Consider the following 19,043-nt stretch of genomic DNA (forward strand, 5'->3'; position numbering starts at 1 on the left):
CCCCGGGGCCGCCTCTCGGCGGGCCGCTCCGGCCCTCGACCGGCGGGACCCCTCAGGCCTTCCGCCGCACCGCGATGACGGCCGCGCCCAGCACGCAGGCGACGGCGGCGGTGACGTAGGCGAGGTGGTAGCCGCCGAGCTGGTCCGAGCTGGTCCCCGCGACCAGGACCATCACCGCGACACCCGCGCTGGCGCCGATCTGCTGCGTCACGACGTTCACCGCGCCCGCGACGGCGTGCTGCTGCTCCGGGACGCCGGAGAGCCCGGCCGTGGTCATCGAGGGGAAGTTCAGCCCCTGGCCGATGCCGCTGACCACCAGGCCGGGCAGCACGTGCAGCACGTAGTTCCCGTCCTGCGGCGTGCCCAGCCACAGCCCGGTGCCGACGCCGATCAGGACCAGGCCGACGGCCATCAGCGTCCGCGGGGAGTACGTGGCCAGCAGCCGGCCGGTGACGAAGTTGGCGGTGAGGAACACCGCCAGGGACATCGGCACCAGCGCCAGGCCAGACTCGGAGGGCGAGTAGTGCAGCATCCCCTGGAGGTACAGCGGGGCGAAGAACAGCATCCCGATCGAGCCCGTGTACTGGAGGAACGCCGACAGGCTCGCGTCCCGCACCGAGGCGATCCGGAAGAGGCCGAGCGGGAGCACCGGGTCGGCGGTGCGGTGCTCCCGGACGACGAACAGCACCAGGGAGACCGCCGCGGCGGCCAGGACGGTCCACGCCGTCGCGCCACTGCTGCTCACGCCGACCACGAGCAGGGTGAGGCCGAGGGTGCCGGTGATCGCGCCGGGCAGGTCCAGCCGGCCGCGGTGACCGGCGCCGTCGGGCAGTCCGACGCGGGTCGCGGCCAGCACGCCGACCCCGATCAGCACCGAGAACCAGAGCACCGAACGCCAGCCGAAGAACTGGGTCAGGACGCCGCCCAGCAGCACCCCGCCGCTGAAGCTCACGGCGCCGACGGCCGTGTACACGCTGATCGCCCGGTTGCGGGCCGGGCCGACCGGGAAGAGCGCGGTGAGCAGGCCCAGCGCGGCCGGCCCCGACAGGGCGGCGCCGATCCCCTGGACGGCGCGCGCGCCCAGCAGCGTCACGGTGTTCGGGGCCACCGCCCCGACCAGCGCGGACACGGTGAACAGGGCGACGCCGACCTCGAACACCCGCCGCCGCCCGAGGACGTCGGCCAGCCGGCCGCCCACCAGCAGGAAGCCGGCGAAGGTGACGGCGTAGGCGGTCATCACCCACTGGAGCGTGGTCTCCCCCAGGCCGAAGCGCTCTCCGACGGACGGCAGGGCGGCGTTGAGCACGCCGAGACCGCTCACGTCCAGGGCGAACGCCCCGGCCAGCACGCCGAGCGCCAGCCCCGGCCGGCGGGCCGACTCGACCACGGTGGCGGTCATGCGGGCCCGCCCGGGAGCTCGCGGCCGAGCGCACGGCGCCGCGGGAAGGACCCTGCTAAGGAGCTGTCGGCACTGGCTGACGATGCATCAAGATTCTCAACTGCCATGCGGTCAGCTTGCATTGATCGCTCATCCGCTGTCCACCCCGCCCGGCGCGCATGGTACCGGCAGTCGGCCCTTCCCCAGGTCATTCGATTTCCGTCGACCTCTACCCGACGGCGGCACCCATCACACATTCGTACATCTGTCGCATCGAGGAGATCGAATCGGACACTTTGTCGATCAAATCCCGCCAGCGCTTCATCCGGCCGTCGAAATACGCGATCCTTGAATCGATGAACGCGTAGTCGACACATCTCTCCGCACCCCGAGGGCGGATGAACATACCCGCGCTGCGGAATTCTCAGCAGCGGAAGTGGCCGGCAGCCCGACCGGCAGGAGCCGAACGCGTCGGCCAGAATTCCACAGTGTGCCGCTGATCAGTGAGCCGCTGAACGGCGACCACTCAAGCACCCCCGAAGACCCGACCCTCACCCCGTCCTGCCGCGCCGCGCGGTCGGCACCCCGAGTCCTTCCTCCTGTCGCGAGAGGAGCAGCGCTGCCCGACCGCACGTCCATGCATGTCATGTACATACCTACTACCGTGCCGGCAGGCTGACCGGCGCTGCCCCGACGCCGCCCACCCTCCACTCCGCCCCGACCGCTTTTCGTTCGCTCCACCGGATTTCCCGTTCACTTCACCGGACTTCCCGTTCACGTCGAGCGCGAACTCCGGAAACACCGGCCCCGTCCGCTCGCCGCCCCGCCGATTCCGCGACGGCCCCCGGCGCGGAGGACGGATCCCGCCGTGCCCCGCCCCCCTGTTCCCGGCTGCCCTGAAATCGGCGTCCCCCCCGACCGGCCGGCCGCGAAGCCCCGTCCTCCATTCCATCCGCCCTGCTGAGGGAGTCGCCATGCCCCACGAGCGCGCAGCGCGAGACATCACCGACGTCACGGATTTCCTGCTGTCCCGCTTCGCCGAGCTGTCGGACGTGTCCGCGGCCTCGGTGGACCTCCGGGCGCCCATGCACCGGTACGGGCTGGACTCGTTGAAGTCGGTGAACCTCGCGGCCTCCCTGTCCGAGTACCTCGGCTGGCAGGTCCCGGCCACCTGGATGTGGCAGTACCCGACCCTGGACGGACTGGCCCGCGCCCTCGTCGACGGCCCCCGCTCCGCCGGGCCCGCCCCCGGCGCCGAGCGCCGCAAGCCCGCGCACGAGCCGGTCGCGGTCGTGGGCATCGGCTGCCGCTTCCCCGGCGGACCGGACCCGTCCTCGTTCTGGCGGCTGCTGGTCGAGGGCGGCGACGCCGTCGGACCGGTGCCGGCCGCCCGCCGCGAGCTGCTGGGCGACCGGGTGCGCTGGGGCGGGTTCATCGACGGCATCGACCGGTTCGACCCGCTGTTCTTCGGCATCTCGCCCCGCGAGGCCGTCCAGATGGACCCGCAGCAGCGCCTCGTCCTGGAGCTGTGCTGGGAGGCGCTGGAGGACGCGGGCATCGCGCCGGACAGCCTCGTCGGCAGCGACACCGGCGTGTTCATGGCCTCCTGCTGGAACGACTACGCCGCGCTGGCGCACTACCGCGGCCCCGACGCCCAGATCACCCCGCACACCGCGACCGGCATCCACGACGGCATCATCGCCAACCGCGTCTCCTACGTCCTCGGCCTCCAGGGCCCCAGCATGGCGATCGACGCCGCCTGCGCCGGATCCCTGGTCTCGGTGCACGTGGGGTGCCAGTCGATCCAGCTGGGCGAGAGCGACCTGGTGCTGGCCGGCGGCGTCAACCTCAGCTTCGTCCCCGACTACTACACCGCCATGGACCAGCTGGGCGCGATCTCCCCCGACGGCCGCTGCAAGACCTTCGACGCCCGGGCCAACGGCACCACCCGCGGCGAGGGCGCCGGCGTCGTCGTGCTCGCCCCGCTGAGCGTGGCGCTGGAGCGCGACCTGCCGGTGTACTGCCTCATCAAGGGCAGCTCCTCCAACAACGACGGTCCCAGCAACGGGATGACGGCGCCCAACCCGCAGGCGCAGGAGAAGATGCTCCGCACCGCGTACCAGCGGGCGGGCATCGCGCCGGACCTCGTGGACTACATCGAGTGCCACGGCACCGCGACGCCCCTCGGCGACCCGATCGAGGCCAACGCCGTCGGCGCGGTCCTGGGCGGCGCCGACCGCGCGGCGCCGCTGAGGATCGGCTCCGTCAAGTCCAACGTCGGGCACCTGGAGGCGGCGGCCGGCATCGTCGGCCTGGCCAAGCTCGCGCTGTCGATGCGCAACGGCGTCCTGCCGCCGAGCCTGCACTACAGCGCACCCAACCCGCAGATCCTGTTCGACGCCTACAACCTCACCGTCCAGGACCGGCTGACGCCGTGGCCGCGCCGCTCCGACGCCCGCCGGGGCGGCGTCAGCTCCTTCGGCTTCGGCGGCGCGATCTGCCACATCGCCGTCGAGGAACTGCCCCGCCCCGAGGCCTCGCTGCTGCTGCTGGCCGCGGACTCCCCCGCGGAGCTGGCCGAGCGGGCCCTGGAGTCGCGGGACGCGACCGACCTGCGCGCGCTCTGCCGCCGCACGCCCGGCGACGGCCGGTTCCGGCTCGCGGCCACCGCCCGCGACATGGCCGAACTCCGCACCGGCCTGGACGCCTTCGCCGCCGGCACCACGGCCCCCGGCCTGAGCGTTGGGGAGGTCGGGGAGCGGCCCGGCCGGCCGCGGGTGGCGTTCCTGTTCTCCGGCAACGGCTCGCAGTGGGTCGGCATGGGCCGCCAACTGCTCGCCGGCCGACCCGTGTTCCGCCGCTCCATGACGAGGTCCGACCGGCGGATGCGGGAGCTGCTGGGCTTCTCGCTCGTGGAGCAGCTGATGGACCCCGACGGCCGCCTCGACGACATGGACGTCTTCCAGCCGCTGCTGTTCTCCCTCCAGGTCGCGCTGGCCGAGACCTGGCGCTCGCTGGGCGTGGAGCCGGACGTCGTGGTGGGGCAGAGCGTCGGCGAGTTCGCCGCCGCGCACATCGCCGGCGCGCTCGACTTCGAGGACGCCTCCCGGCTGGCCGCCCACCACGGCCGGCTCCTCCAGCAGCTGGCCGTCGGCCGCGGCGAGGGCATCGTGGTGATGACCCCCGCGGACGAGGTCCGGCCGCACCTGACCGGCGGGCTCACCCTCTCCGGCCACAACGGCCTGAGCTCCACCCTGGTCACCGGCACCCCGCAGGAGATCGACGACCTCGTCCGGCGGCTGACCGACGCCGGCGTCGTCAACCACCGGGTGCGGATGGGCCACGCCCCGCACTCGCCGCTGGTCGACCACGTCCTCGCCCCGCTGAAGGCCGAGCTGGACGGCATCAGGCCGCGCACCGCCCGCGTCCCGATGATCTCGACGGTCACCGGCGAGCCGGTCGACGGCGCGGAGCTCGGGCCGGACTACTGGGCGGACAACCTGCGCCGGGAGATCCGGGTGGTCGACGCCCTGACCAGGCTGCGCGACCACGACGTCGACGCGGTGGTCGAGCTCAGCCCCCACCCCCTGCTGCTCAAGTCGGTGTCGGAGATCCTGCCGGCCGTCACCACCCTGCCCTCGCTGCGGCGCGGCGCCGACGAGGCCGCGACCCTGCTCGGCTCGCTCGGCGCCCTCTACGCGGCCGGACTCCCCGTCACCGCCCACCCCTTCCTCGCGGGCGACCGCGGACGGCACACCGCGCCGGGCGGCGGCGAGGCCGCGGCGGCCGACCGGGTGCACCTGGTCCCCGTCACGGCCCGGACCGCGGACGCGCTGGCCGACACCTGCCGCGCGCTGTCCAACCACGTCGAACGCGACCCCGCCCTGCGGGTCTCCGACCTCGCCTACACCCTCGCCGCCCGGCGCACCCACCACGCCCACCGGATCGCGCTGTTCGCCCGCGACCGGCAGGACGTCCTGGACGGGCTCGCCCGGATCGCCGACGGCCGGCCGCACCCCGACGCCGTCACCGGCACGGTCTCCGGCACCGCCGACCGGCGGGTGGCGCTGGTGTTCTCCGGCACCGGCACCCACTGGACCGGCATGGGCCGCGAACTGCTGCGCTCGCACGCCGGCTTCCGGCGGTGGATGCACGCCTGCGACGACGCCGTGCGCGCGGCCGGCGGCGGCTCGGTGCTCGACCGGCTCACCGCCCCGGACGGGCAGGCCCGGTACGAGGAACTGGACGTCCAGCAGCCGGTGCTGTTCGCCCTCCAGGTCTCGCTGGCGAAGGTCTGGCTCGGACTCGGCGTCGAGCCGGCCGCCGTGGTCGGGCACAGCCTGGGCGAGGTCGCGGCCGCCTGCGTGGCCGGCGCGCTGTCCCTGGAGGACGCCGCCAAGGTCGTGGTCGCCCGCTCGCAGCTGCTCGAACACGAGGCCGCCGCGGGCTCGATGCTCTCGGTCGACCTGCCGGAGGCGGAGCTGCTGCCCCGGCTCGCCGCCTACGCCGGGCAGGCGGCCGTCGCGGCGGTCAACAGCCCCACCAGCACCGTGGTCTCCGGCCCGCGCGAGGCCCTCGACGCCCTGGCGGCCGACCTCGGCCGGGACGGGATCCCGGCCAGGAGGCTCCGGGTCGAACGGCCGATGCACAGCCCCGGCATGGACGCGCTGACCGGCCCGCTGCGTGAGCGCCTCAAGGACATCACCCCGCTGGCGCCCGGCCTCGACTTCCACTCCACCGCCCTGGCCGGCGCGGTGAACCCGGTCGTCGACGCCGACTACTGGGTGCGCAACCTGCGCGACCGGGTCCGGTTCGCCGAGACGACCGCCGCGCTCGTCGACCGGGGCGTCTCCACCTTCATCGAGATCGGCCCGCACGAGACGCTGCGCGGCGCGGTCGAGGAGACCGGACTGTCCCGGGGCGTCCGGGTGCACGCGGTCAACTCGATGCGGCGCGGGGAGAGCGACCTCCGCTGCCTGCTGGGCGCCGCCGCCGAACTGTTCGTCAGGGGCCTGCCGCTGACCTTCGACCCGCTGTTCGGCGACGACGTCGAGGTGGTGGAGACCCCGCTCGTCCAGTGGCAGAAGGAGCGCTACTGGATCGGCTCCGAGCCCCGCCGCGAGCCCGCCCCGGCCACCCAGGTCGCGGCCACCGCTGTCGCCGTCGCCGAACCGGTCGCGGCGCAGCCCGCGCAGGCCCCCGTGGCGGAGCGGCCGGTGGCGGAGGTCGTCCTCGCCGAACTCGCCGACGCGCTGGGCGTACCGGCGGGCCGGTTCGACGCCGGCGCCGGCCTGCGCGACTTCGGCCTCGACTCGATGCTCGCGATCCGCCTCGTCAACCGGATGCAGGCCGTCCTCGGGCACCGGGTCTCGCCGGTGGTGTTCCTGGACGGGCGCTCCATCGCCGAGGTGGTCGGCCACTTCGTCGGGCTCGCCGACGGACCGGCCGCGCCCGCCCCTCAGCCGCCCCAAGCGGTCCAGGCGGTCCAGGCGCCCCAGGCTTCGACGCCCACGCCCGAGCCTGCGCGGTCCTTCCTGGAGGACCTGTCCGAACTGGACGCCGAGGAGCTGCTGGAGGAGCTGGACGCGCGCGGCCTGCTGGAGGCCACCGACGCGCCGGCGTCGGAGCAGCTGCGCGCCGAAGGCCTCGGCCTCGAACTGGCGCCGGCCTCGCACGGCCAGGCCTCGCTCTGGTTCATGCAGATGATCGCGCCGGACGCCGTGCCCTACAACTACATGGTGACCGCCCGGATCCGGACGGCGGTCGACGAGGACGCCCTGGAGCGCGCCGTCCTGGCCGTGCTCGACCGGCACCCCGCGCTGCGCACCCTCTACGTGGAGGCGGGCGGCCGCCCGTACCAGGTCGTCCTGGACGAGCCGGTGTACGAGTTCCTCGTGGTGGACACCGCCGACCTGGACGACGAGGAGGCCCGCGAGGAACTGGCCCGGTACGGGCACGAGCCGCTGGACATGGACAACGGTCCGCTGGTGCGGGTCGTCCTGATGCGGCGCGGCCCGTCCGACCACTTCCTGATGGTGCTGGTCCACCACATCGCCTCGGACGCGGCCTCGGCCGACATCATGATCCGCGAGCTCCAGGAGTTCTACGAGGGCGCCGACCCGGCCGGCCGCACGCCGGTCGCCCCGTACACCGAGTTCGTCGAGTGGGAGCGGCAGTGGCTGGCCGGGCCGGCCGCGGAGGCGGCGCTGGACTGGTGGTCGGAGAAGCTCGCCGACCCGCCCGCCCACCTGGACCTGTCCAGCAAGGAGCGGCCGCCGGGCGTCACCTACGAGGGCCGCGACCTCGCGTTCCGCTGGAGCGCCGAGGAGACCCGCCTGCTGCGGGAGTTCGCGGTGCGCGAGGGCGTGTCGATCAGCACCGTCGTGCTGGCCGGGTTCTTCGCCACGCTCAACCGCGCGGCCGGGACGGAGGACTCGGTGCTGGCCACCGCGATCGCCCAACGGGCCGAGCCCGGCTGGGAGTCCGCGATCGGCTACTACCTCAACACCGTGCTGGTCCGGGCGAACCCCGCCGGCGACCGCAGCTTCCGCGAGCTGCTGCGCGAGGTCCACGCCTTCTCGCTCGGCCTCCTGGAGCACATGAACTACCCCCTCGACCTGCTGGCCGCCCAGCTGAAGCCGCCGCGCGCCGAGGGCCGCTCCCCGTGGTTCGACGTGGTGGTGAACTGGCTCTCCTCGGACGCCTTCCCCCGCTCCGTCAAGCTCTTCCACGGCGTCGGCGAGACCCTCTCCCCGGACGCCGCGCTGCCGCTCGAACCGCTCCAGGTGCGCAGGCACCTCGCCAAGTTCGACCTGGAGATCTCGATGGCCGACATCGACGGCCGGGTGGCCGGCCACGTCCAGTTCAAACCGGGCTACCTGGAGAGGCAGACCGTGACGGCCCTGCTCGCGCTGTACCGCACCGTGCTCTTCGACTCGATCGCCCGACCCGACCAGGCCCTCGGCGACATCGCGCCGGCCGGCCTCCCCAAGGAGACAGAGCAGTGACCGAAACCCTGCACTCCGAGTTCATCGCCCAGGCGGTCAAGAACCCCGACGCGACCGCGGTCTACTCCGACGCCGGCGTGCTGACCTACGGCGAGCTGAACGAGCGGTCCCGCGAGCTGGCCGAGCGGCTCCTCGCCGACGGCGCGGGCCCGGGCGTCCCGGTCGGCATCTGCGTCGAGCGCACCCCCGACCTGCTCGTCGCCGTCCTGGCGGCCCTGCGCACCGGCTCCTGCTACCTGCCGCTGGACCCGAACTACCCCGCCGACCGGCTGGCCTTCATGGTCCGGGACAGCGGGACCCGGCTGCTGCTCACCACGCCCGCGTCCCGGGCCAGTTGCCCGCCCGGACCGACCGTGGTCGTGCTCGGCGGGACCACGGCCACCGAGCCCGGCGCCGAGCCCGTGGCGGTCGTGCCCGAGGACACCGCGTACGTCATCTACACCTCGGGCTCCACCGGCAGGCCCAAGGGCGTGGCCGTCCGGCACGCCGGCGCCGTGGCGATGCTCGCCGAGATGGACCGGGTCCTGGAGGGCTGCGACCTGAGCGGCGTCTCGGCGGCCAGCTCGGTCTGCTTCGACCTGTCCGTGATGGAGGTCTTCAACGCGCTGTGCCGCGGCGGCGCCGTCGTGCTCGTCGAGAGCGCCGTCCACCTGACGGAGAGCCGGTACGCGGACCGGATCACCCACCTGTCCGTCGTCCCGTCGGTCATGAACGGCCTGCTCGACGCCGGCGCCCTGCCCCCGAACGTGCGGTCGATCGTCTTCGGCGGCGAGGCGCTGCGCCGCAAGCTGGCCGACCGGGCCTACCGGGAGACCGGCGCCAGCCGGGTGTTCAACGCCTACGGCCCCACCGAGGGCACCGTCTTCTGCTCGTTCGGGCTGGTGCCCGAGAACGGGACGGACGAGCCGACCATCGGCCCGCCGACCACCACCGACCTGGTCTACGTGCTCGACGACGAGCTGCGGCCGCTCCCGGCCGGCGAGTCCGGCGAGCTCTACCTCGGCGGCGTCGGCCTCGCGCACGGCTACGTCAACCGGCCCGGCACCACCGCCGAGCGGTTCGTGCCGGACCCGTTCCGCGACGGCGAGCGGATGTACCGCACCGGGGACGTCGTCAGGTTCACCGAGGACGGCGAACTCCGGTTCCTCGGCCGCTCCGACCACCAGGTCAAGCTGCGCGGCTACCGGATCGAGCTGGAGGAGGTCGAGGCCCGGCTGACCGGCTGCCCCGAGGTCCGGGAGGCCGCCGCCGCCGTCCGGGGCAACCGGCTGGTCGGCTACGTCGTCCCCGCCGGCGAGGGCGCACCGCAGGACGGCCCCCGGCTGGACCCGGCCCTCCAGGGCGCGATCACCGGCCGGCTCGCCGCCGAGGTGCCCGACTACCTGGTGCCCGCGACGCTCGTCTTCCTGCCCGCCCTCCCGCTGGGCCCGGGCGGCAAGCTCGACCGCGACGCGCTCCCCGAGCCGCCGGCCGCCGGCACCGACGGGCCGCGGTCGGCCGCCGGCACGCCGACCGAGGTGGCGCTGGCGGAGATCTGGGGCGAGCTGCTCGACCTCGATCCGTCGGGCATCGACGTGCAGTCCGCCTTCTACGACCTCGGCGGCGACTCGCTGCTGCTGATCCGTCTCGCCCGGCTGATGACCCGTCGCTTCGACCGCCGCGTCCGGGTGCCCGACCTGTTCAGCTTCCGCGACATCGCCTCCCTCGCCCGCTGGCTCGACGACGACAGCGGCGCCACCCCCGAGGTGGTCGAGTCGGCCCGCCAGCGCGCCGGCGCCCGCCGCGCCGCCCTGCGCGGCCGCGGCGCCGGCGGCACCGGCCGATAGCCACCCGCGTCACCTCCACCCGACACGAAGCACACGAAGCAGGAGCCTTCCATGACCGACAGCCCCGAGCAGGAGTACGACCCGGGTGACGTGGCCGTCATCGGCATGTCCCTGCGGGCGCCCGGCGCCCGCACCAAGGAGCAGTTCTGGGACGTCCTCGTCCACGGCCGGGAGACCGTGTCGTTCCTGGCCAAGGAGGACATCCACGTCGACGAGACCCTGATCCACAACCCGTCCTACGTCCGGGCCTGCGGCGTCCTCGACACGTACGACAGGTTCGACCCGTCGGTGTTCGGCATCAGCGACCGGATGGCCGCCGCGATGACCCCGGAGAACCGGCTCTACCTGGAGAGCGCCTGGGAGTCCCTGGAGGACGGCGGCTACGACCCGGACCGGCTCACCGCCGAGATCGGCATGTACGGCGCCAACAACCCGCAGACCGCCGCGCTCTACAGCTCCCCGCCGGACCGGGCGTCGGTCGGCCCCGAGGCGATCGAGGCCAGCCTGGCGTGGTCGCCGGACAGCATGACCTCCAACGCCCTGTACTACATGGGGCTCACCGGCGAGGCCGTCACGGTCGCCGCCGTCTGCGCGGGCTTCCACTACGCGGTGCACCTGGCCTGCCAATCACTGCTGCTCGGCCAGAGCGACATGGCGATCGCCGGCGGCGCGATGGTCCGCCTGCCGCACCCGCGCGGGCACCTCTGGGAGGAGAACCGCATCCTGTCGAAGGACGGCCACTGCCGTCCGTTCGACGCCAACGGCACCGGCAGCGCGCTGTCCAGCGGTGTCGTCACCCTGCTGCTGAAGCCGCTCGGCCGGGCCGTCGCCGACCGCGACCACGTCTACGCCGTCGTCCGGGGCTCCGCCGTCAACAACAACGGCGTCAGCGCGATGGCGTACGGCCTGGCCCAGCCCGAGCGGCTGAGCGCGTGCATCGCCGCCGCCATGGAGGTCGGCGGTGTCAGCCCGGACACCGTGTCCATGTACGAGGCCAACGGCCTCGGCCTGCCGGTGACCGACGAGCTCGAAGTCCACGCGGCGACCATGGCGTTCGGGAAGCGGACCGCGACCGCCTCGATCGGCGGGGTCAAGGGCAACGTGGGCCACGGCGGCGTGGTGTCCGGCGGCTTCGGCACGGTCAAGGCCGCGCTGGCGCTGTACCACCGGACGCTCCCGGCCACCATCAACCTGACCGAGGTCAACCAGGACCTCGACTTCCCCAGCACCCCCTTCGTGCCGCAGATCGAGGGCGCGGCCTGGGAGCCGGAGGCCGGCATCCGCCGCGCGGGCATCACCTCGCTCGGCGGCGGCGGCTACAACGCCCACCTGGTGCTGGAGGAGCCGCCGGCACCGGCCGGACGCGCCGCCGAGGAGGCGGGCCGCCCCCGGCTGGCCACCCTGTCCGCGATGGACGACGACGCGCTGGCCCGCCAGCGCGCCCGGCTCCGGGAGTGGCTGGAGGCCCGCCCGGAGCTGCGCCTGGACGACGTCTGCTTCACCCTCAACCTCGGCCGCAAGGTGATGGGCCGCCGGTGGGCGGCCGTGGTCCGCAGCCGCGAGGAGCTGATCGCGGCGCTGTCCGACGACGCCCGCGGCCCGGCCACCTCGACCGCCGCCGCCCCGCGCACGGACCCGGGCTCCTTCTCCCGCACCGACGACGGGATCGTGCCGTCCGGCCAGGACGCGCCGGCCCTGACCGACCTGGCCGCCGCCTGGGTGAGCGGCCTGCAGGTGGACTTCGACGCCCTGCACCGGGACGGGGCCGGCCGCCGCGTGCCGCTGCCCGCCTACCCCTTCCAGCCCCGCCGGTTCTGGCGGACGGACTGGTAGGCATGAGCACACCGGCACTGGACACCGTGGACCTGGGCGACCCGGCCACCTTCGCCGACCACGACCTCGACGGGTTCTGGCGCACCCTGCGGGACACCGCGCCGATGCACTGGAACCCGCCGGTCGACGGCCGCCGGGGGTTCTGGGTGCTCTCCCGCCACGACGACATCATGGCCACCTACCGGGACAACGTGAACTTCACGTCCCAGCGCGGCAACGTGCTCGTCACCCTCCTGGAGGGCGGCGACGCCGGGGCCGGCCGGATGCTGGCCGTCACCGACGGGCCCCGGCACCTGGAGCTGCGCAAGATCCTCCAGCGCGTGCTCTCGCCGCGGGTGCTCGACGAGGTCGCGCGGACCGTCCGGGTCAACACCCGGCAGTGGATCCGCGAGGCCGTCGGCTCCGGCGGCTGCGACTTCGCGGAGCGGATCGCCTCGCGGATCCCGATGACCACCATCTCCAACCTGCTCGGCGTCCCCGAGCGGGACCGGGACTACCTGCTCAGCCTCACCAAGACCGCGCTGTCCGCGGACGACGAGGACGTCGACGAGGTCGACTCCGAGATGGCCCGCAACGAGATCCTGATGTACTTCATGGACATCGTCGAGGAGCGGCGCGAGGCACCCGGTGACGACGTGATCAGCATGCTGATCGGCAGCGCCGTCGACGGTGTGCCGCTGTCCGACGAGGACGTCGTGCTCAACTGCTACAGCCTGATCATCGGGGGCGACGAGACCAGCCGGCTGACGATGATCGACTGCGTCCGCACCCTCGCGGCCCACCCCGAGCAGTGGCGCCGGCTCAAGCGGGGCGAGGTCGCGATCGAGACGGCCGTGGACGAGGTGCTGCGCTGGGCGTCGCCCACCATGCACTTCGGGCGCAGCGTCGAGCGGGAGACCGAACTGCACGGCGTACGGCTGCGGCCGGGCGACATCGTCACGCTCTGGCACGCCTCCGGCAACCGGGACGAACGGGTCTTCGCCCGGCCCGGGGAGTTCGACCTCGGCCGCACCCCCAACAAGCACCTGGCCTTCGGCTACGGCCCGCACTTCTGCGTCGGCTCGTACCTGGCCAAGGTGGAGATCGCCGAACTGCTCAAGGCCCTGCGGGACTTCACCCTCGGGTTCGAGCAGACCGAGGAGGCGCTGCCGATCCGGTCCAACTTCCTGACCGGGTTCTCCACCATGCCGGTGCGCTTCACGCCCGACCACTCCGGACTGAGAGAGTGCGGATGAACATCTACATGTCAGGACAGGGGGCGTTCGCGGTCCAGGTCGCGGAAGCCCTCCTGGACAAGGGGCACAAGATCGTCGGCGCGGCCGCGCCCCGGCTGCGCAAGGGCAGGACCGACGAGAGCGACGCGATGTCCTGGGACCGCCTGCGCGCCTGGGCGTTCCCCCGGGACATCCCCTGGACGGACTCGCTCGAACTGCGGGCGATGCACATCCCGGACGGGGTGGACGTCATCCTCGCCGCGCACTCGCACGCCTTCCTCGGCCGGCGGACCCGCGCCCGGGCCGGCCTCGCCACCATCGGCTACCACCCCAGCCTGCTGCCGCTGCACCGCGGCCGGGACGCGATCCGGTGGACCATCCGCGACGGCGACAAGGTGACGGGCGGGAGCGTCTACCACCTCACCGAGCGCACCGACGGCGGCCCGCTCGCCGCCCAGGAGCACCTGCTCGTGCCCCCGGGCTCGACCGCCCAGAGCCTGTGGCGCGACCACCTGGCGCCGCTCGGCGTGCGACTGCTGCTCAAGGTGGTCGACGACCTCGCCGCCGACCGGCGGATCGAGGTGCCCCAGGACGAGAAACTGGCGACCTGGGAGCCCGCGATGGACACCCAGCCGCTGTTCAAGCCCGAACTCATCGCCCTGCCGGGCAGCGTCCGGGTCGACGGGAGCGCGCGGGCGCTGCACGAGTGAGGGCCGTGTAGCGCCGCGCCGGCTGAATTGCCGCGATCAACTCCTCAGGTGCCCCCGGGTGTTCGAGACTCCGGGGGCACCTCTGCGCTTTCGGAAAGCCGGAGTTGGCAATTCTTCTGCCCATTTCTCCGACAACTCGACTGCGGTGAAGCCTGGTTATCCGACCTGACGGCCAGCCAGCAGGAATCGGATTTCCCGCGCCGAACCTCGCAAGAACGACCTTTCGGATCCCGGGAACCGTACGGCCCCGCCGAGCGTCCCGCCTCGCGCCCGCCGCCCGGATCCCGCCGCGAAACCCATGGTGACCAGCGGAGATTGCCCGACGGAGCGTCGTCGATCCGGCGGCCGGAGCGGCGCCCCGGTGCCGTGCGTCACCGTTCGCGACCGCCGGACGTGCCTCGGAGGCAGGCCGGCGACCGCCCTTCGGGGCGTGATTTACCTCACACCCTAGTGGTCGGTTCATCCGTTTTCACCCGAGCTGCCCCCCGTCTGACAGGGCCGCAGCAAGGGCTCTTTTCTCATGCATTTCTGATGAAGCGTTGACAGCTCTTTTAGGTGTCCATAAAGATCCGCTCAAACTTCGCCCACATTCCGGAAGTCGGAGCTTACGCACAGTGAGAACAGCAGCAAGACGGTCGGGCAGCATGCTCGCCGCGGCACTCGCCGCGGTCGCGCTCGCCGCGACCGCGGTGGTGCCCGCCGCCGCCGCCGGAGGGACACCTCCCCCCGGCGTGACGGAGCCCCAGGACACCGCCGAGACCCTGGCCGTCCAGGAGGCCGCCCGCACCGGCAAGCCGGTCGAGGTGCTCGCCAAGCGCGGCGAGACCAGCGACACCGTCGCCCAGCCCGACGGCAAGCTGAAGACCACCACCTACGTCCAGCCCAAGCGGGTGCGCAAGAACGGCGCCTGGGTCGACCTCGACCCCACCCTCCGGACGCTGCCCGGCGGCGCGATCGCCCCCAAGGGCTCCACCGCCGACCTGACGTTCTCCGGCGGCGGCACCGCACCGCTGGTCACCATGGCCCGGGCCGGCAAGGAGCTGAAGCTCAGCTGGCCCAAGCCCCTGCCCAAGCCGACCGTCAACGGCGCGACCGCCGAGTACGCGTCGATCCTGCCGGACGTCGACCTGAAGCTGTCCGCCACCAAGACCGGGTTCACCCAGGTCATCGTGGTGCACACCGCCGAGGCCGCCAAGAACCCCGAGCTGGACCAGCTCCGGCTCGGCCTCCAGGGCAACGGCCTGACGGTCAGCCAGGAGGCGGACGGCACCCTCAAGGCCAAGGACCCCTCCGGCGGCGGCACCGTCTTCGAGGCGCCCGTCCCGGTGATGTGGGACTCCTCCAAGCCGGCCGGCGCCGCGCCCGCTCCGAGTGCCCCGGCCGCCGCGCCTGCCGCACCCGCCGCACCCGCCGCCCCGAAGGCGTTCAAGGCCGCCCCGCAGGCGGCACCGCAAGCCGAGGCCGCGGCCCCCGCCGCTCCCGCCGCTCCCGCCGCTCCCGCGCCGACCGACCCGGCCGTCGCCGGCTACGGCGACCTGCCCGGCGAGGGCGCCAAGATGACCCGCCTCAAGGTCGAGCTGCCCAAGGACGCCCTGCTGCTCTCGCCCGACCAGGCGATGCTGGACGCCCCGGACACGGTCTACCCGGTGATGATCGACCCGGCGTGGAACACCCCGCACGCCGGCGACTGGGCGGGCGTCTCGCGCACCTACCCGAACCAGGCGTACTGGCACTTCACGTACAACAGCAGCTACGTCCACGACTGGGGCGTCGGCTACTGCGGCGACACCTCCCGCTGCGCGCCGACCGACGTGAAGCGCGCCTTCTTCCAGGTGTCCAACCCGTTCGTCGGCAAGCAGATCCTCGGCGCCACCTTCGGCACCTACGAGAGCTGGTCGTACTCCTGCGACGCCCGGCCCGTCGAGCTGTGGAGCACCGGCTACATCTCCCCCGGCCTGAACTGGAACGCCCAGAACGCCTCCGGGTTCTGGAGCCGCTACCTGCAGACCATCAACACCGCCAAGGGCTGGAGCGGCAACTGCCCCGGCGGCTGGCTGGAGTACGGCGAGACCGGCGCGGTGAAGAACCTCGTCCAGGACGCCGCCAACTGGGGCTGGCCGACCATCACCTTCGGCCTGAAGGCCCAGAACGAGGGCGACACCCTCGCCTGGAAGCGCTTCACCGACGACGCCTACCTGCAGGTGTACTACAACCTGCGGCCGAACCAGATCCCGATGTCCGACATGACGATGTCGCCGGGCTCGGTCTGCCAGTACCCGGGCATCAAGATCAACAAGATGCCGCAGGTCACCACCCGGGCCACCGACCCGGACGGCGAGGCCATCGGCGTGCAGTTCGCGGTCGGCTGGGACGACGGCACCGGCCTGCGCCGGCGCTGGTGGTCCACCGGCTCCGAGGACGCCGCGCCGGGGGGCAACACCTTCAAGGCCTCCGGCTCGATCTTCTCCTGGCCGCTGCCGACCGACCTGCCGAAGAACCTCCAGCTCGACTGGGAGGCCCGCGCCTGGGACGGCGCGCAGTGGGGGCCGTGGTCCTCCGACGGTGACCCGACCGGCTGCTACTTCATCGTCGACACCTCCGCACCGGACGGCCCGGCGATCACCTCGGACGCCTACCCCGGCTCCAAGGACGCCACCGCGGCGCTCCCGTGGACCGACGGCGTCGGCAAGAGCGGCCAGTTCACCCTGAAGTCCGCCGCCACCGACGTGGTCAAGTACCAGTGGGGCCTGGACACCTCGCCGTCCGCGGCGAACGAGGTCGCCACCAGCGGCGGCGCCGGACAGACCGTCCGCGTCCAGCCGCAGACCGCCGGCGTCCACTTCATCTCCGCCCGGGCCGTCGACGGCGCGGGCAACGCCTCCCAGCCCGAGACGTACTACTTCAACGTGCTCACCGGGCAGGCCCAGCGCACCGGCTGGTCGATGGACGACCCCAGCGGCACCAGCGTCACCGGCACCGGCGGCGGCTTCGAGGCGACCCTCGGCTCCGGCGCCACCGCGGGGGCCCCCGGCCACCTCGCCGAGGGCCTCGCCCTCGACGGCACCGCCAACGGCTACGCCGAGACCCAGGGCAACGTGCTGGACACCACCCGCGGCTTCGCCGTCTCCGCCTGGGTCAACCTCACCGGCGACACCACCCGCAACCGGGTCGCGGTCAGTGAGAACGGCAACTGGGCCGCCCGCTTCGCCCTCGGGCTGATGAACGGCAAGTGGACGATGTGGACCTCCACCCAGGACACCAACGCCGTCTACACCCTGGAGCCCGCGAGCTCGGACACCCCGGTCGTGCTCGGCCAGTGGACCCACCTGGTCGGCGTCTACGACCCGACCGCCAGGACCAGCACCCTGTACGTCAACGGCGTGCCCGGCACCCCAGTGGCCGTCACCGCCGCCTGGGACGCGCGCGGCCCGCTGGAGTTCGGCCGCTCCAAGTGGCACGGCAACTGGACCGACCCGTGGACGGGCTCGGTCGACGAGGTCCGGCTCTGGGACCGCTCCCTGAGCAAGGCCGAGGCCGCCGACGTGGCCGCCGACAAGCAGCTCGCCACCGGCCGCCCCGCGAAGGCGGTCTGGCACCTGGACGGCAGCTCCGCCAAGCCCGTCGGCACCACCGAGACCGACAACCTGACCGCCTACAACGGCGTCGCGCTCGGCCGCCCCGGCATCGCCGACAAGGCGATCCACCTGGACGGCGCGGACGACTACCTGCGCGGCACCCGCCCACAGGTCGACGGCAGCCGGGACTTCTCGGTCTCCGCGTGGGTGAAGCTGCCCGCACCGACGCCGGGTGACACCACCCCGAAGATGGCGGTCACCCAGATCGGCCAGCACAACAACGAGTTCTCGCTGTACTACTCGCCCTACTGGGGCCGCTGGATCTTCGGGCGCTACAAGGAGGACAGCTCCGCCGACACCCTGGTGCGCACCTGGCAGGACGCCTGCACCGCGGGCAGCCAGATCAACGGCGTGCCGTGCTTCACCGGCACCACCGGTGAGTGGACCCACCTGCTGGGCGTCTCCGACACCGCCGCGAAGAAGCTGCGCTTCTACATCAACGGCTTCCTCGTCGGCCAGTCCGACTACACCCAGAACGCGCCGTGGGCCAACCCCGGCCCGATCCAGATCGGCGCCGTCAACCGCGAGGGCGTCAACGGCGAGTTCTTCGGCGGCGAGATCGACGACGTGCGGATCTACGACCGCGTCGTCACCGGCCCCGAGGCCGGCGCCATGGTCCAGCAGCGCCCGCAGCTGGCCGGCCGCTGGAAGCTCAACACCGCCACCAGCACCCCGGCCGATGCCCCGGCCGTCACCCCCGACGAGGGCCCGGCCAAGGCCGGCGCCCAGCTCGGCGGCGGCGCCTCGATCAAGGCCGACGGCGGCCTGTTCCAGACCCCCGGCACCCTGCTGCTGAACGGCTCCACCGGCTACGCGGCCACCGGCTCCGTCCCGCTGCACACCGGCCAGAGCTTCACCCTGGCCGGCTGGGCGAACACGGCGGGCGTCCCGACCCGGGACATGACGGTGCTGTCCGTGGCCGGCGCCAACAACAGCGCGGTCACCCTGCGCTGGCACCCCCTGGGCAACGACGCCAACGGCCAGCCGACCGGTCAGTGGCAGGCCGAGGTCCGCGACTCCGACGCCAACGGCGCGGCGCGCACCCTGACGACCCACACTCCGGCCACCTCCGTCATGGAGAACTGGACGCACCTGGCGGTCAGCTACGACGCCTTCGCGGACCGGCTCGCCCTGTACGTCAACGGCCAGGTCGAGAACCAGGGCTGCGCGGACGGTGACAGGACCTGCACCCCGCACATCTCCTGGACGGGCGCTCCGCAGCCCTACGAGGCGGGCGGCGGCGTGCAGTTCGGCCGCACCAAGGCGTCCGGCGCCTGGGGCGAGTACTTCTCCGGTGAGCTGGACGACGTCTGGCTGTACCAGGGCGTGCTGAGCCCCGCGCAGATCGCCAAGCTGGCCGACTACAACGTCGAGCTGGGCACCTCCACCGGCGTCTGATTCCCCAACCTTCCGTGGGCCGGGCGGCTTCCTGCCGCCCGG

General features: G+C 73.1%; 7 protein-coding genes. 6 read left to right on the forward strand and 1 reads right to left on the reverse strand.

Going from position 1 to position 19,043, the window contains the following annotated elements:
- Positions 1 to 52: 52 nt before the first annotated feature.
- The gene (locus tag ACFU7Z_RS16970; RefSeq protein WP_380777977.1) at positions 53 to 1,399 is read right to left on the reverse strand and encodes an MFS transporter; all 1,347 of its coding nucleotides are present in this window, start codon (positions 1,397 to 1,399) and stop codon (positions 53 to 55) included.
- Between the two features lie 953 nt (positions 1,400 to 2,352).
- Here ACFU7Z_RS16970 and ACFU7Z_RS16975 point away from each other — a divergent pair.
- From ACFU7Z_RS16975 to ACFU7Z_RS17000, 6 genes are all read left to right on the forward strand, one after another.
- Positions 2,353 to 8,385 (forward strand): acyltransferase domain-containing protein, encoded by a 6,033-nt coding sequence (locus ACFU7Z_RS16975; RefSeq protein WP_380777978.1) that lies wholly within the window; start codon positions 2,353 to 2,355, stop codon positions 8,383 to 8,385.
- Positions 8,382 to 10,211: an amino acid adenylation domain-containing protein gene (locus ACFU7Z_RS16980; protein WP_380777979.1), complete on the forward strand. Its 1,830-nt coding sequence runs from the start codon at positions 8,382 to 8,384 to the stop codon at positions 10,209 to 10,211. Before ACFU7Z_RS16975 ends, ACFU7Z_RS16980 begins: the two co-directional genes overlap by 4 nt.
- 51 nt (positions 10,212 to 10,262) lie before the next feature.
- A complete protein-coding gene (locus ACFU7Z_RS16985) occupies positions 10,263 to 12,044 on the forward strand; it encodes a beta-ketoacyl synthase N-terminal-like domain-containing protein (protein WP_380777980.1) in 1,782 nt (593 codons plus the stop codon).
- A gap of 2 nt (positions 12,045 to 12,046) precedes the next feature.
- Positions 12,047 to 13,279, forward strand: coding sequence for a cytochrome P450 (locus tag ACFU7Z_RS16990; protein ID WP_380777981.1), 1,233 nt, complete (start codon positions 12,047 to 12,049; stop codon positions 13,277 to 13,279).
- On the forward strand, positions 13,276 to 13,968 hold the full coding sequence (locus ACFU7Z_RS16995) for a formyltransferase family protein (RefSeq protein ID WP_049651695.1): 693 nt from the start codon (positions 13,276 to 13,278) through the stop codon (positions 13,966 to 13,968). Before ACFU7Z_RS16990 ends, ACFU7Z_RS16995 begins: the two co-directional genes overlap by 4 nt.
- 644 nt (positions 13,969 to 14,612) lie before the next feature.
- Positions 14,613 to 19,001: a LamG-like jellyroll fold domain-containing protein gene (locus tag ACFU7Z_RS17000; RefSeq protein ID WP_380777982.1), complete on the forward strand. Its 4,389-nt coding sequence runs from the start codon at positions 14,613 to 14,615 to the stop codon at positions 18,999 to 19,001.
- The last annotated feature ends 42 nt before the right edge of the window (positions 19,002 to 19,043 follow it).

Source organism: Kitasatospora sp. NPDC057518 (assembly GCF_042802075.1).
In the GTDB taxonomy this organism is placed as follows: Bacteria; Actinomycetota; Actinomycetes; order Streptomycetales; family Streptomycetaceae; genus Kitasatospora.

Bases quoted from the DNA above. Each gene is read 5' to 3' on its own strand.
- ACFU7Z_RS16985 (WP_380777980.1), top strand. From the start codon at position 10,263: ATGACCGACAGCCCCGAGCAGGAGTACGACCCGGGTGACGTGGCCGTC.
- ACFU7Z_RS16970 (WP_380777977.1), bottom strand. From the start codon at position 1,399: ATGACCGCCACCGTGGTCGAGTCGGCCCGCCGGCCGGGGCTGGCGCTC.
- ACFU7Z_RS17000 (WP_380777982.1), top strand. From the start codon at position 14,613: ATGCTCGCCGCGGCACTCGCCGCGGTCGCGCTCGCCGCGACCGCGGTG.
- ACFU7Z_RS16975 (WP_380777978.1), top strand. From the start codon at position 2,353: ATGCCCCACGAGCGCGCAGCGCGAGACATCACCGACGTCACGGATTTC.
- ACFU7Z_RS16995 (WP_049651695.1), top strand. From the start codon at position 13,276: ATGAACATCTACATGTCAGGACAGGGGGCGTTCGCGGTCCAGGTCGCG.
- ACFU7Z_RS16990 (WP_380777981.1), top strand. From the start codon at position 12,047: ATGAGCACACCGGCACTGGACACCGTGGACCTGGGCGACCCGGCCACC.